14 protein-coding genes are annotated in these 14706 nt (G+C 66.9%); 7 read left to right on the top strand and 7 right to left on the bottom strand.

Translation table 11 applies throughout. The annotated features are described in order from the left end of the window. Window positions 1-85 precede the first annotated feature (85 nt). Together O1Q03_RS30030 and O1Q03_RS30025 are read left to right on the top strand one after the other, a co-directional pair. The gene (locus O1Q03_RS30030; protein WP_269507837.1) at window positions 86-709 is read left to right on the top strand and encodes a TetR/AcrR family transcriptional regulator; all 624 of its coding nucleotides are present in this window, start codon (window positions 86-88) and stop codon (window positions 707-709) included. Window positions 710-785: 76 nt separating this feature from the next. Further along, window positions 786-1358 (top strand): DUF1415 domain-containing protein, encoded by a 573-nt coding sequence (locus O1Q03_RS30025; protein ID WP_269507757.1) that lies wholly within the window; start codon window positions 786-788, stop codon window positions 1356-1358. A gap of 55 nt (window positions 1359-1413) precedes the next feature. Here O1Q03_RS30025 and O1Q03_RS30020 read toward each other — a convergent pair whose 3' ends face one another. The 4 genes from O1Q03_RS30020 to O1Q03_RS30005 form a co-directional block, all read right to left on the bottom strand. Next, window positions 1414-2304, bottom strand: a complete 891-nt coding sequence (locus O1Q03_RS30020) for a class I SAM-dependent methyltransferase (protein ID WP_269507754.1) — start codon at window positions 2302-2304, stop codon at window positions 1414-1416. An 89-nt stretch (window positions 2305-2393) separates the two neighbouring features. Then, complete coding sequence (locus tag O1Q03_RS30015) at window positions 2394-3527, bottom strand: class I SAM-dependent methyltransferase (protein WP_269507751.1); 1134 nt, start codon at window positions 3525-3527, stop codon at window positions 2394-2396. 130 nt (window positions 3528-3657) lie between these two features. After that, a complete protein-coding gene (locus O1Q03_RS30010) occupies window positions 3658-4152 on the bottom strand; it encodes an LEA type 2 family protein (protein WP_269507748.1) in 495 nt (164 codons plus the stop codon). Window positions 4153-4564: 412 nt separating this feature from the next. Further along, a complete protein-coding gene (locus O1Q03_RS30005; RefSeq protein WP_269507745.1) occupies window positions 4565-4795 on the bottom strand; it encodes a hypothetical protein in 231 nt (76 codons plus the stop codon). Here O1Q03_RS30005 and O1Q03_RS30000 point away from each other — a divergent pair. Continuing rightward, window positions 4794-6962, top strand: a complete 2169-nt coding sequence (locus tag O1Q03_RS30000; protein WP_269507742.1) for a M1 family metallopeptidase — start codon at window positions 4794-4796, stop codon at window positions 6960-6962. The two genes, O1Q03_RS30005 and O1Q03_RS30000, sit on opposite strands and share 2 nt — an antisense overlap. Before the next feature lie 160 nt (window positions 6963-7122). On the opposite strand, the gene O1Q03_RS29995 is transcribed toward O1Q03_RS30000, so the two are convergent. Further along, window positions 7123-8043 (bottom strand): LysR family transcriptional regulator, encoded by a 921-nt coding sequence (locus tag O1Q03_RS29995; RefSeq protein WP_269507739.1) that lies wholly within the window; start codon window positions 8041-8043, stop codon window positions 7123-7125. 157 nt (window positions 8044-8200) lie between these two features. Between O1Q03_RS29995 and O1Q03_RS29990 the strand changes: the two genes are divergently transcribed. Further along, on the top strand, window positions 8201-9178 hold the full coding sequence (locus O1Q03_RS29990) for a quinone oxidoreductase family protein (protein WP_269507736.1): 978 nt from the start codon (window positions 8201-8203) through the stop codon (window positions 9176-9178). A 26-nt stretch (window positions 9179-9204) separates the two neighbouring features. Continuing rightward, window positions 9205-9354, top strand: coding sequence for a DUF1427 family protein (locus O1Q03_RS29985; RefSeq protein WP_332112558.1), 150 nt, complete (start codon window positions 9205-9207; stop codon window positions 9352-9354). Between the two features lie 56 nt (window positions 9355-9410). Here O1Q03_RS29985 and O1Q03_RS29980 read toward each other — a convergent pair whose 3' ends face one another. Beyond that, entirely contained in the window at window positions 9411-10439 is a 1029-nt protein-coding gene (locus O1Q03_RS29980) for a transporter (RefSeq protein WP_269507836.1), read from the bottom strand. A gap of 205 nt (window positions 10440-10644) precedes the next feature. Further along, the gene (locus O1Q03_RS29975; protein WP_269507733.1) at window positions 10645-11607 is read right to left on the bottom strand and encodes a phage tail protein; all 963 of its coding nucleotides are present in this window, start codon (window positions 11605-11607) and stop codon (window positions 10645-10647) included. A 121-nt stretch (window positions 11608-11728) separates the two neighbouring features. Between O1Q03_RS29975 and O1Q03_RS29970 the strand changes: the two genes are divergently transcribed. Beyond that, on the top strand, window positions 11729-12574 hold the full coding sequence (locus O1Q03_RS29970) for a M15 family metallopeptidase (RefSeq protein WP_269507731.1): 846 nt from the start codon (window positions 11729-11731) through the stop codon (window positions 12572-12574). A gap of 301 nt (window positions 12575-12875) precedes the next feature. Further along, on the top strand, window positions 12876-14706 hold a 1831-nt coding region (gene tssM / locus O1Q03_RS29965; RefSeq protein WP_269507728.1), incomplete at its 3' end, for a type VI secretion system membrane subunit TssM.

The raw sequence follows: 14706 nt of genomic DNA, 5'->3' as shown, positions 1-14706 counted from the left end.
GTTACCGCTCGGTCACAAGTGTGTTGCGATCGTAGTGACCAGTCGGTAACATGTCAAGCAATTCATCATGCAGTCGAGGGTCATCATGTCGGGCATCGAGGCCGCCAACAAGCCGCCGGCACGTCGCACGCGCCGGCCGGTTGCCGCCGCCGCCGCGCAGGAACACCTGCTGCGCGCCGCCGAGGAGCTGTTTTACAAGGAAGGCGTGCGTGCGGTCGGCGTCGAAGCGGTCGTGGAACGCGCGGGCGTCAACAAGATGAGCCTGTACCGGCAATTCTCGTCGAAGGACGAGCTGATCCTCGCGTATCTGGAGCGGATGGACGCATGCTTCTTCGAGCGTCTCGATTCGAGCGCCGCAAAGCATCCGGGCCAGCCGAAGGCGCAGTTGATCCAGTATTTCGTCGATCTCGCCGAGCGCGCGACGCAGAAGGACTATCGCGGTTGCCCGTTCGTCAACGTCGCGGCCGAATTTCCGGATACGTCGCACCCGGCGCGCGAGCGCGTCGCGCAGAACAAGGAACAGCTGATGAAGCGGCTCGTCGAACTCTGCGAAGGCGCCGGCGCGCGACAGCCGAAGGCGCTGGCCGACGCGCTCGCGCTCGTGGTCGAAGGCATCTACGCGGCCAGCCAGACCTACCGGCACGGCGAAACGCCGATCGGCTCCGCGCCCGCGCTGGTCACGCAGCTGATCGAAGCCGCATGCGCATGACGGGCGGTGCACGCCCGAGCGCGGCGTGCCCGCTACAATGCGGCCGTCGCCGCTTCTCTGCCCCACCGCCTTCGCCATGACCGATACCCGCCCCGACTCGCACGCCGACATCCTCGCCGCCACGCGGCACTGGCTCGCGCGCGCGGTGATCGGACTCAATCTGTGTCCGTTCGCGAAAAGCGTCTATGTGAAGGAGCAGGTGCGTTATGCGATCAGCGAAGCGACGACGCTCGAGGACGCACTGGCCGACCTCGAAACCGAACTGCGCGCGCTCGAAGCGGCGGATCCGCAGCAGGTCGACACGACGCTCGTGATCTATCCGCGTGCGTTCGCGGATTTCGTCGACTACAACGATGCGCTGTTCTTCGCCGACCGGCTGGTGCAGCAACTGCGGCTCGGCGGCGTGCTGCAGATCGCGAGCTTCCATCCCGCGTACCGGTTCGAGGGCAGCGAACCCGACGACATCGAGAACTACACGAACCGCGCGCCGTACCCGATCCTGCATCTGCTGCGCGAAGACAGCATCGCGCGCGCGGTCGACGCGTTTCCGGACGCGTCCGCGATCTACGAGAAAAACCAGGAAACGCTGCGCCGCCTCGGCCACGACGGCTGGCGCGAATGGATGCGCCGGCCGGGCGACGACGTCTGACGCGTCGCGCGCAGGCCGGCGCGTGCGCGGCGCACGGGCCGCGCGCCGGCTCGGGTCAGTCCGCGGCCGGCTCGACGGCCGCGCCGGCGTCGGCAGCAGGTGCCGGCACGAAGAAGCGCTCGTTCAGCTCGGCGAGCCCGAACATCCCGAGGATCTCGTTCAGCCGCTCGCCGGGCTTGCGGCGCGGCAGGTTCTTGTACTGCGCGATGATCAGCTCGTTCTTCATCGAATGCTCCCAGCCGACCAGCTCGGTCACGCTGACCTGGTAGCCGTGCGCCTCGAGCTGCAGGCAGCGCAGCACGTTGGTGATCTGGCTGCCGAATTCGCGCGTGTGCAGCGGATGCCGCCACACTTCCGTCAGCGCGTTCGCGAGCGACTTGCCCTTGTTCCTGCGCAGCACGCCGGCGACTTCCGCCTGGCAGCACGGCACCAGCACGATGTGCTGCGCGCGCTTCGCGAGCGCGAAGCGGATCGCGTCGTCGGTCGCGGTGTCGCACGCATGCAGCGCGGTCACGACATCGACCGCTTCGGGCAGCTTCGGCGACGTGATCGAATCGGCGACGGACAGGTTCAGGAACGACATCCCGCCGAACCCGAGCCGGGCGGCGAGTTCGGTGGAGCGCGTGACGAGCTCTTCGCGCGTCTCGATCCCGTACACGTGCGACGCGAACGCCGGCGTGCCGTGCCCCGGCTGCTGCTTGAAGAACAGGTCGTACAGGATGAAGCCGAGATACGACTTGCCGGCACCGTGATCGACGAGCGTCACGCTGCCCTTGTCGGCCTGCACGCTCGCGAGCAGCGGCTCGATGAACTGGAACAGGTGATAGACCTGCTTCAGCTTGCGGCGGCTGTCCTGGTTCAGCTTGCCGTCGCGGGTCAGGATGTGCAGTTCCTTCAGCAGCTCGACGGACTGCTCCGGACGGATTTCGTAGGTCTTGTTCGACATCGTGATGCGGCGCCGGGCCACGGTCGGTCGACCACGGCCCGGCGGCGGGAATTCGTGAGGAATGGCGACAGTTTACCGAAAATACGCGATCAGGCCCGCGCGCCGAGCCGCCACAGCGACGTGACCTCGGCGCTGCGCGCCGCATGCAGCGGATCGTCCGCGTCGGCCGCCTTCGGGTGCGCGGGGCGGATGTCCTCGCGGCCGAGCACGACGAGGCCGGCTGCGTCGATCCATTGCAGCAGCGTGTCGCGCGGCCGCAGGCCGAGATGCTCGGCAAAATCGGACAGGATCAGCCAGCCTTCGCCGCCTGGCTCGAGATGGTCGGCAAGCCCCGCGAGGAAACCGCGCAGCATGCGGCTGTCGGGATCGTAGACCGCGTATTCGATCGGTGCGCTCGGACGGGCCGGCACCCACGGCGGATTACAGACGACGAGCGGCGCGCGGCCGGCCGGAAACAGGTCGGCTTCGATCACTTCGACGCGATCGGCATGGCCGAGCCGCGCCACGTTTTCGCGCGCGCACGCGAGCGCGCGCGGATCCTGGTCGGTCGCGACGATGCGCTCGACGCCGCGCGACGCCAGCACGGCCGCGAGCACGCCGGTGCCCGTACCGATGTCGAACGCGAGCGACGTCGCCGGCAGCGGCGTACGTGCGACCAGCTCGACGTATTCGCCGCGCACCGGCGAGAACACGCCGTAATGCGGATGGATCGGCGCGCCGCCGAGCGCCGGAATCGGCACGCCCTTCTTGCGCCATTCGTGCGCGCCGACGAGGCCGAGCAGTTCGCGCAGCGACACGACCGACGGCGTGCCGCCCGGCCCGTACGCTTCCTCGCACGCGGCGCGCACGTCGGGCGCGCGGCGCAGCGCAATCGTGTAATCGGCATCGAGCGGGATCAGCAGCATCCCCAGCGTGCGGGCGCGCTGCGATTGCGCGAGACGGTGCAGGTTGAAGGCCTCGACGCCGGCCGCGGCCTTCGCCTTTTTCGGCTTGCGTTCGATGCGACGCGCCATCGCCTGCACGAGCTGGCGCGCATTCTGGAAGTCGCCCTGCCAGACGAGCGCGGTGCCCTCGCATGCGAGGCGGTACGCCGCATCGGCGCTCACGCGGTCGTCGGCGGCCACGGCGCGCTTGGGCGGCTGCACGCCGGCTTCGGAGCGCCAGCGCACGGCATGGTCGGCGCCGTCGGCGTCGGTCCAGTGAAAAACGGGGAAATCGGTCACGCGAGCTCTGCTACGGTTGGCTTCAGACAGGCGGCGGGATGGCGCCGCGCGGACCACACCATACCGCGCTTTGCCCGCGCGGCAAAGCGCGCGTTCCCACCCTTTTCAGCGGGTTCGGCGGGTGCGCCGCCTACCCGCCCCAGGCCGGCATCGCCGGCATCCGCAACGTGCCGGCGTCGTTGAAGTGCACGGTGCCGAGCACGCCGCCGGCGAGCCGGCCACGCAACGCATACGGCAACGCGCCATTGGCCGCCGCGCCGGGGAGATTCCATGCCTGCCGCGCGGCGGCGAAAGCCGACACCGAGACGGGCACGTCGATCACGGTTTCGCCGAAGCGCGGCACGCTGCCCGTCCGGTCGCTGACGCCGCTCGCGAACGGCGTACCGTTCAGGTCGAGCGCGACGGCGATGCCGTCGTATTCGATCGGCGCGTCGTTCGGATTCTGCACGCGCAGCTTCAGGCTGAACCGCATCTCGAGGCCCTGCCCGACGAGCGGATCGAGCCCGACGACGGTCACGCTCACGGGCTCGCGCGTGAGCCCCGCGCAACCGCCGAGCATGAGGACGGCGGCGAACAACAGCAGCGTGGCGCGCAGCGGCGCGATACGGAACAGGGCTCGTGGCACGGCAGGCCTCCTCGATGTAATCGATCGACGAATCATCGATGCATTGTACCGAGCGCGCCGGGCCACGCCATGATTCGTAGTTTTCGCTTATCGGCAAGATCGTTAATAGATTAAAACTACGAAAACAGCAGCCAAACAGAAAGCCAATGATTGCCTTTCGCCATTCAATCGCGCGCGAAAAACTCAATAGACGCGACTTCTAATTTTTTCGTTTCCTTTACCCAAAACCATCAAGTATATTTACGCATCCTTCGAGCGGGCCGACAAAGCTTGAAACCGCATGACGGCGATTTTACGGAACGGCGACACGCCTTCCTTCCGTCGACGGCCTGGTGCGGCCAGCCCCGTGGGTCGTCGGTTCAAAGGCAGCGCGCCCGCAGCGGGCGTGCGGCCCCGTGTCGTGCGCGCGAAATCAATTCAGTACAACACGCGCCCGGCCATTTTTAACCGGCAAGTTAATCGATATCCGGAAAACACAGAGGGGGCAGTAAACCATGATTACCTTCACGTAGTCGGTCGACCGTCTTTTTCGAATAATCCGCCATTGGCATTTCGCGTCGCCGTTGATTAACGGCGGGGGATTGCTGTTGCCGGCGTTTTCGCAGCACTGAACGATTCCTTCAACAATCGAGGTTTCAGTCATGTCGATCAATCTTCACAAGATGCGTTATCTGCCGCTCGTCGCCGCACTGGCACTCGCCGGGTGCGGCGGCGACGACGGCGGCATGGGCTCGGCTTCCGCGCTCAGCTCCGCCGGCGCACCGCAGCCGGGCTCGACCCCCGCCGTCGCCACGGCGCCGACGGCTTCCAACGTCGACAAGAGCGTGTCGCCGGTCGAACTCCCGGATACCGTCGTTCCCGTCAATTACCGGCTATGGTTCCGCCCGAACGACGCGCTGAATGCGTTCGACGGCCGCGCCGACGTCGAAATCAAGGTGCTGAAGCCGGTCAACAACATCGTGATCGCCGGCCACCGGATCAAGTTCACGAACGGCCGCATCACGCTGCAGCCGGGCAACATCCAGCTGATCGCGACGCCGCAGGACAAGGGCGACTTCTATCAGCTGCGCCCCGTCGCCGGCACGATCGCGGCGGGCAACTATTCGCTGCACATGGAGTGGTCGGGCATCATCAACTTCAAGTCGTATGACGATCCGGCCACGCAGACGGGCGGCAGCTGCGGCGACGATCCGTATCCGGGCTGCTCGGCCGCGGAAGGCGTGTTCCGCGTCGACCTGAAGGGCACCGACGGCAAGACGAGCGGCGCGATCCTCACACAAGGCGAAACCAACCTGGCGCGCCAGTGGTTCCCGGGCTGGGACGAGCCGGCGTTCCGTCCGACCTATGAAGTGACGGCCGAAGTGCCGCAAAGCTGGCGCGTCGTGTCGAACGCGGCCGAGAAGCCGTCGACCAACGTGGGCGGCGGCTACAAGCTCGTGCAGTTCGAGAAGACCCCGCCGATGCCGTCGTACCTGCTGTTCTTTGGCGGCGGCCTGTTCGACACCTACGAGGACGATTTCACGAGCCCGCTGCCGGGCGGCAAGGGCGGCCTGCACCTGCGCGTGTTCACGCCGCCGGGCATGAGCGACTGGGCGAAGCCGGCGATGGACCGCACCAAGCAGGCGCTCGACTACTACTATCGCTACACGGGCATCCCGCTGCCGCTGACGAAGTTCGACACGGTGGCGGCGAACGACGCGTTCAAGGAGCAGAAGGACCTGAACTTCGGCGGGATGGAGAACTGGGGCTCGATCCTCGAGTTCGCCGACGACATCCTGCCGCAGCCGGGCCAGCCGATGTCGCGCTACGGCAACGAAGTGCTGACGCACGAAGTGGCGCACCAGTGGTTCGGCGATCTGGTGACGACCGACTGGTGGGACAACGTGTGGCTCAACGAATCGTTCGCGACGTTCTTCGAGACGAAGACGACGATCCAGTTCTTCCCCGACGAGTTCAGCTGGCTCGACCAGGTGAAGAACAAGTACCGCGTGATCAATCGTGACATCGGCCCGAACGCGTTCCCGGTCGCGCCGAACTTCAACGACTGGGCGTCGAACGACTTCGTGCTGAGCGCGAGCGCGTTCACGTACGACAAGGGCGGCCACGTGCTGAAGACGCTCGAGAACTATCTCGGCGAGCAGACGTTGCGCAAGGGCCTGCAGCAGTACCTGGTCGACTACTCGTTCGGCAACGGCACGCCGAAGCGTCTGTGGGATGCGCTGTCGAAGGAAAGCGGCCAGGCGGTCGGCCCGATCGGCGACAGCTACGTGCGTCAGACCGGCGTGCCGCTGATCTCGCTCGACACGCAGTGCGACCTGACGAAGAACCAGACGGTCGTCACGCTGAGACAGCAGCCGTTCCCGAACAAGAACGCGTATCCGGGCCTGCAGTGGACGGTGCCGATCACGCTCGCGTACGGCCAGGGTCTCGCGAAACGCACGACGCTCGCGCTGAAGGATACGCAGACGCAGACGCGGATCGACGGCTGCACGGGCGTGGTCGCGGATCCGAGCGGGCTCGACTACTACGTCGTGAACTACAGCGACGCGGCCTGGAGCGGCCTGCTCACGCAGGTCAACACGTCGACCGATCCGGTGCTGCTGGCGAACCTGAAGAGCGAAGCGGCGCTGCTCGTCGCGAATAACCTCGCGCCGGCTTCCCGTTCGACGTCGATCGGCTCGGTCGCTTCGCCGGCCGCGATGAAGCTGCGCCAGACGCCGAGCTTCGGCGGTATCGCACCGGTCGACAAGGCGCGTCCGCAGCTGCGCTACCAGGGCCTGTTCAAGCCGCGCAAGACGGTGGCTCAGTAACGTTGTCGTCCGACCGGCCGCGCCGCGCACGCCGCGGTGCCGGCCGTCGCGTCCCGCTGATCGACGGGCCTCGCATGCGGGGTCCGTTTTTCATTGCGCGCCGTTGGTTGCTTGGGTCGCGTCGGTCACCTCGGTCACCTCGGTCACCTCAGTCACGTCGTCACGCCCACGCGGCATCCCATGCAGGCTGCGCGAACCACGTGACGAGGAACGCAACCAGCCGCGACGCGCGTGCGCTGCCGCGCGCGTGCTGGCGCAGCACGTGAATCGTCGCCGGCTCGGGCGTGGCCGCGTAACGCGGCAGCAATGCACGCAGCCGACCGTCGCGCAGCGCGTCCCCCGCGAGCCACGTCGGCAGATGCGCGATGCCGAGCCCGTCGATCGCCGCTTCGAGCAGCGCCTCGGAATGGTTGCTGCGAAACCGCGGCTGCGACGGCACGTGGCGGCGGCCGTCGAAACGCCACGCGCCCGGCGGCGGCGCGCCGTGCCACGCGAGGCAATCGTGCGCGGCCAGCGCGTCGGGCGATTCGGGTTCGCCGCGCCGCGCGAGGTAGTCGGCGCTCGCGCACAGCACGCGGCGTTGCGGCGCGAGCACGGTTGCGACGAAGCGCGTGTCCTCCAGCGGACCGATGCGCACCGCGAGATCGACGTCGGAGCCGAGCCGCGTGCCTTGCGGATCGACCATGCTGTCCGTCAGCAGCAGTTCGACCTGCAGCGCCGGATGGCGCTGCATGAACGCGGCCAGCGCGGCCATCAGATACCTGCGGCCAAATGGCGCCGGACAGTCGACGCGCAGCAGCCCGCTCGGCTCGTCGTGCTGGCTGTGCAGGTCCTCCTGCAGCCCGCGCAGTTCGGCGAGCATCCGCGTCGCGCGCCCGTACAGCAGCAGGCCGGCCTCGGTCGGCCGCAGCGCGTGCGTGGTGCGATGCAGAAGGCGGATGCCGAGCTGCGCCTCGAGCCGGTCGATGCGCCGCGTGACCGACGACGCGGCGACACCCTGCCGGCGCGCGGCCGCCGAAAAGCTCTGCTGGTCGACGACGTCGACGAACAGCGCGAGATGCGGAGAAAGAAAGTCGTCCATGCCGGCTCCTGGGATTGCTGTGCACATAACGCAAAACAATCATCCGCCTTTGCATATTTCCGCGTCAAATCCCGCCGACTAGACTCCAGTCATCCTGTTCCACCGCCGTGCGCCGACCCGCCGGGCAGCGCACCAGCCCTTCTTCACGGAGATCATCATGCGCAGCATCCGTTTCGACGCCCCCGCTCCCGACATCGAGTCGCTCGATGCACGCGTGACGGAAATCGACCGGCCCGTGCCGGGCGACGGCCAGATGCTGATCGAGGTGCGCGCGGCCGGCGTCAATCCGAGCGACGTGAAGGCCGCGCTCGGGCGCATGCCGCATGCGGTGTGGCCGCGCACGCCCGGCCGCGACTGGGCCGGCATCGTGCGCAGCGGCCCCGACGGCTGGATCGGTGCGCCGGTGTGGGGCTCGGGCGGCGACCTCGGCGTCGGGCGCGACGGCTCGCATGCACAATGGCTGGTGCTCGATGCGGCGCAAGTACGCCGCAAGCCGGCCGTACTGACACTCGACGAAGCGGCCGGCGTCGGCGTGCCGTTCGTCACCGCATACGAAGGGTTGCGGCGCGCCGGCATGCCCGAAGCGGGCGACGTCGTGCTCGTGTTCGGCGCCAACGGCAAGGTCGGCCAGGCCGCGATCCAGCTCGCGACTGCGCGCGGCGCCACGGTGATCGGCGTCGAGCGCGGCCCCGGCGCATATCGCGGCCACGCGTCGGGCGATGTGCGCGTGATCGACGCGTCGCGCGAAGCGGTGGCCGACGCGGTGCGCGCGGCGACCGGCGGGCACGGCGCGGACATCGTCTACAACACGGTGGGCAGCCCGTATTTCGACGCGGCGAATGCGTCGATGGCGATCGGCGGGCGCCAGATCTTCATCTCGACGATCGACCGCAACGTGCCGTTCGACATCTTCTCGTTCTATCGCGGGCAGCACACGTACGTCGGCGTCGATTCGCTGCAGCTCGGCGGCACCGCGGTCGCGAACATCCTCGACACGCTCGCGCCCGGCTTCGGCAACGGCACGCTGCGCGCGTTCCCGATCGAGGAGGCGTACACCTACCCGCTCGAGCGCGCGCACGACGCCTATCGTGCGGTGCTGGCCGGCGCGCGCGAGCGCGTGATCCTCAAACCGTGACGCCGCCCGGCATGGAGACCGCGATGATGAATTACCTGCTTTCGCTTGCGGTGGGCGTCGGCGTCGGCGTGCTGTACGCACTGCTGCACGTGCGCTCGCCGGCCCCGCCGCTCGTCGCGCTCGTCGGCCTGCTCGGGATGGTGATCGGCGAGCACGCGATCACGCTGCTGCGCTGACGCGTTGCCGGCGTGAAGTGGCCGGCGTGGAGCGGCCGGCGTACTGCGGGCCGCCGCTAGCGATCGTCGCGCCGGCGAAACGCCCACCATGCGGCCAGCGCGGTAAAGCCCGCCACCAGCAGCACCATCAGCCAGAACCCGTGCTTGTTCTCCGAGAACGGCACGCCGCCGACGTTCATCCCGAAGAAGCCCGCGACGATGTTGATCGGCAGCGCGATCACGGTCACGAGCGTCAGCGTGAAAAGCGTCCGGTTGTTCTGCTCGTCGAGCCGCGAGCCGATCTCTTCCTGCAGCAGCTTGATCCGTTCGTTGAGCCCCGACAGATCGGCGAGCACCAGCGAGAATTCTTCGGTCGACTCGCGCAACTCCTGCACGTCTTCGGCATGCAGCCACGCGGGCGGTTTCGCGAGCAGCCGGAAGATCGACCCGGGCTCGGGCGCCAGCATGCGTTGCAGGCGCGTCAGCGTGCGGCGCATCGCACCGAGCTCGACACGATTCGACGTGAGCCGCTGCGACAGGAAGCGATCCTCGATGCGATCGACGTCGATGCTCGTGCGTCGCATGATCTGGATCAGGAGATCGGCCTGGTCGTGCAGCAGGTGCACGAGCAATTCGGCCGGCGACCGGAACTGCTCGCCGTCGCGCACGCATGCGCGCAGCGTGTCGACCGAGCGCAGCGGCTTGAGCCGCGCGGTGACCATGATGCGCCGCTCGACATGGACGAACAGCGTCGCGATTTCCGACGGCGTCAGTTCGAGATTGAACATCACGTCGTTGACGATCGCGCGCAGCGCGCCGTCCTCCTGCTCGATGCGGGTCGAACGCGACCCTTCGTGGAGGAATTCGAAGAAGCTGTCGGGCAGCCCGAGGTGCGTGCGCATCCAACGCTCGCTCGCGCCATGCGCGAGATTGAAGTGCAGCCACACGAAATCGTCCGATGCCGCCGCATCGTGTTCGCGACACGTCCGCAGCCACGCGGCGGCCGCGTCGGCGTCGAGCATTGCGCCCGACCCGCCCGGGACGAAGCGGAATCCGCATACCATGCCGGACGTATCGGCGCCGTAAGTCTGTACGATCAGGTCCATCGTGTCGAAGGTCATGCGGCGCGCACCGCGCCGCGCATCGCGCCTCGCGGCGCCACGCCGGGAAAAGAAAGGAAACGTATGCACGACGTGCGTGACACGCACGTGACACCGTCACATACGACGGTGCGCGCGCGGCGGGCGGCCCCAAAAGCAACGCGCCGCTCGATGGCGGCGCGTGTGCGATGAATGGGTGGCGCGATGCTGCTTACTGCCGCGTCTCGGATTGCGCGGCGGTCGGACATGCCGGATCCTTGCCCCACTGGCCCTCACAGACACGCCAGCGGCACAGCTGATCCTCGAAGAAGCCACGCGACGAGCAATCCTTCACGCGCGCTGCAAGCGAGCCGCCGGTCGCGGCCGCCGTCCTGGTCGGCCCGGCCTGCGCCTTCTGCGCGGCGGCCTTCTTGTCGGCCGGCTTCGTGCGTGCGACGAGCGCCGCCAGCAGATCGGCATCCGGATCGTCCTTCCCGGACGATCGCGCGCCGCCGGTACGGGCCGCCGTTTCGCGACGCTTCTTCGCCTGCGCGAGTTCTGCTTGTTCCTTGCGATGCTTGCGGGCCTCCGCCTTCGCGTCGGCCTTGGCCTCTGCCTTGCTGCGCGCGGCGACCTTGTCGCGCTTCGCTGCGTCGGCTTTCGCGGTTTTCGCCGTTGCAACCGCGGCTGCCGTCGCCGCGGCGGCGGCGCCCGCGGTGGCGGCACCCGGCGTATCGTCGGCACCATTCGCGAGCGCGCGCGACAGGCGGCTGTTGTCCGCGCCGGACGCGGACGATGCGGACGCAACGGTCTCGGCTGCCGCATCCTCGTTGACGATCGTCGCCGTTTGGACGGCGGGCGCCGCCGACGCGGCATTCTGTGCGACCTGCGCGGCGCCGCTGGCCGGTTCGGCCTTCGCGGGCGCCTGCGGCACGGGCGCGGCGGTGACGACGGCCGACTCGTCGGATTGCTGCTGCCAGTGCCATGCACCCCAGCCGCCGACGGCGATCACGAACGCCACCACGGCCGCGATCGGCCCCTTCAGCGAACGGCGCGCCGGCTCGGCACGCGGCGCGACACGTCCTTCCAGATCCGCGAGAATGCGCGACTGCTGACGTCCACCCTCGCCCGCCGGTCGAGTATCGGACAGCAGGCTGGGCGGGGTTTTCGAATTTGAATTTTCCGGCGCACTCATTCAGCGTCTCATTGAATCCTGGTTTAATTCACCGCGATAATATAGCCCGGCCTCTCAAAGCAGCCTGATTCTAAGAGCAAGCATTGCAAAACACAATCGATTCCAATTTCCGGGGATTTCGTTGATTGCCGTCGCACTTATCGCCTATTTCGCCGTTGCCGTCGCGGTCGCGGCACTGTTGCTTTTACCAGGTATCCGCGCGACCGTTTTTGAATCCGTCGCCCAGTTTCACGGCCGTCTGACACGCCGTGCGAACGACCGCGCCGCGCGTACGCGAAGTCAAATTGTTAAATCGGCAAGCGTTACGCGCGGCGCATTAAGTGATGTGCAAAATTTACTGATTCGTCGGCGCTTGATGATTATGGTATCGGCAGGTATTCTTGCGACGCCGCCATTGGTGGCCATTGCGTTACGCGGTCGGCAATTGTTTCAGTACGACGACACCGCGCGCGTGCCCGACGAGAAGATCGCAGCGCTGCTGCAAGGCGAGCAACTCGTCCCGCCTCCGCCGCTGCCGCCTGAAGTCTTTGCCACGAAGGAAGTCGAACAGGTGCGCCCGGCGCTGAAGGATGCGAGCCGCGACTGGAACCTGCTGGATCCCGACTTCCGCACGCGTTTGCTGCTGATCTACAAGATCATGCGCGAACAATATGGTTATGAAATGGCGCTATTGGAAGGTTATCGGAGTCCGGAACGCCAGAACCGGCTCGCGCAGATGGGCACCAACGTGACCAATGCGGCAGCCTTCCAGAGTTATCACCAATTCGGGTTGGCAGCCGACAACGCATTCCTGCGCGACGGCAAGCTGGTCATTTCCGAGAAAGATCCCTGGGCGATGCGCGGTTACCAGTTGTACGGACAGGTCGCCGAGCAAGTAGGACTGACCTGGGGAGGCCGCTGGAAAATGATGGATCTCGGGCACGTGGAATACCATAAACCCGGTTTTAAACTGGGACGCGGCAGCTAGTCAGGGCTGCCGGACAAGAAATAATGAGGGCGGCATGGGGCTTGTTAATCACCCGGCAGGAAACTATTTGGGCGGCGCAATCGATCGGGCATTCCGTTGCACGATTTTGTCAGGCCGCCGCTTCCGTTTTAATTCTCACAGCGCCCTTTCATTAATGCGCGCGCGCTCTCCGATGCCGCGAGCGCATTGATGCCAGCCCCCTTCATCCCGTTTGACAGCATGGCGACACATCGCGGCGCCACCCTTGCCGCTCGACGCGCGTGCGTCGCCTCACCGAATCGCACCGGAACCTGAACGTCCTATGCAACGCATCCTCAACGTGCTGACTCATCCGCGTACGCTCTCGATCGTCGGGATCGTCGCGCTCGCAGCGATTCTCCTCATCGCCGTCGACATGCTCGATCTGCCGCTCCCGTGGGCGGCGACCGCCTTCGCGGCGATCCTCGTGCTGTGGGTCGGCGTCGCGTTGTGGCGCCGCTGGCGCGTGAAGCGCGCGAACCAGCAGCTCGGCCAGGTGCTGGAAGAGCAGGCGGAAACCGGCAAGATCGCCGCACCGGCCGCCGCCGCGGTCGCCCCCGACGCGAAGACGGCCGACCTCGACGTGCTGCGCACGCGCCTGTCCGATGCGGTGAAGACGATCAAGACGTCGAAGATCGGCCAGGTGTCGGGCGGCTCCGCGCTGTACGAACTGCCGTGGTACATCGTGATCGGCAACCCGGCCGCGGGCAAGAGCAGCGCCGTGCTCAATTCCGGCCTGCAGTTCCCGTTCGCGGACAAGAACAGCGCGGTGATCCACGGCATCGGCGGCACGCGTAACTGCGACTGGTTCTTCACGACCGAAGGGATCCTGCTCGACACGGCCGGCCGCTATTCGGTGCACGAGGAAGACCGCAGCGAATGGCTCGGCTTTCTCGGGCTGCTCAAGCGCTACCGTCCGAAGGCGCCGATCAACGGGATCATCGTCACGGCCAGCATCGCCGAACTCACCGGCAACCGCCCCGAATTCGCGATCAACCTCGCGAAGAACCTCCGCCAGCGCGTTCAGGAACTGACGGAGAAGCTCGAAGTGTTCGCACCGGTCTACGTGATGTTCACGAAGGCCGACCTGATCACCGGCTTCACCGAATTCTTCAGCAGCAGCGACAAGCACGAGTACGACCGCGTGTGGGGCGCTACCCTGCCCTACGAGCCGGACGACAAGCGCGACGTCGTCGCGCAGTTCGACATGCACTTCGAGGAACTCTACGAAGGGCTCAAGGAGATCAGCGTCGCGCAGCTGTCGCTGTCGCGCGGCAACCAGCTGTCGCCGGGCCAGCTGAGCTTCCCGCTCGAATTCTCGACGATCAAGCCGGCGCTGCGCGCGTTCCTCGCGACGCTGTTCGAAAACAATCCGTTCCAGTACAAGCCGATCTTCCGCGGCTTCTATTTCACGAGCGCACTGCAGGAAGGCGAAACCAACAGCGCCGCCGCGCAGCGCATCGCGAGCCGCTTCGGCCTCGACGCGAACGCGCTGCCGAAGCCGCACAGCGCATTCTCGAAGAACGGCTTCTTCCTGCGCGACCTGTTCTCGAAGGTGATCTTCGCGGACCGCCAGACCGTACGCCAGTTCGCAAGCCCGACCAAGACGCGGCTGCGCTACGCGACCTTCTTCGGCTTCGTCGCCGCGCTCGCGCTCGCGCTCGGCGGCTGGACCTGGTCGACGATCGGCAACCAGCAGCTCGTCACGAACGTGCAGGCCGACCTCGACAACGTCACGCGCCTGCAGCAGGGCCGCAACGACCTGCAGTCGCGCCTGCAGGCGATGGACATCCTCGAAGACCGGATCGAACAGCTCGAGCAGTTCCGCCGCGACAAGCCGCTGTCGGTGTCGCTCGGCCTGTATCAGGGCGACCGTCTCGAACAGCATCTGCTGACCGAGTACTACAACGGCGTGCGCCAGATCCTGCTGGCTCCGGTCTCGCAGAATCTCGCGTCGTTCATGAAGGACGTGAACGCACACCCTGAACAGCTCGTGCCGATGACGCGCCCGCCCGAATCGGGCGCCGTGCAGGGCGGCACGCTGCCCGTTTCGACGAACCCGCCGGGTGCCGCGCCGCCGGCCGGCGCCGCACCGGGCGCGTCCGCCGCGGCCG

The organism is Burkholderia sp. IMCC1007 (assembly GCF_027257875.1).
Taxonomy (GTDB): Bacteria; Pseudomonadota; Gammaproteobacteria; order Burkholderiales; family Burkholderiaceae; genus Burkholderia.
The sequence above is the reverse complement of the archived record's forward strand: the minus strand, read 5'-3'. Positions and strand labels throughout refer to the sequence as shown.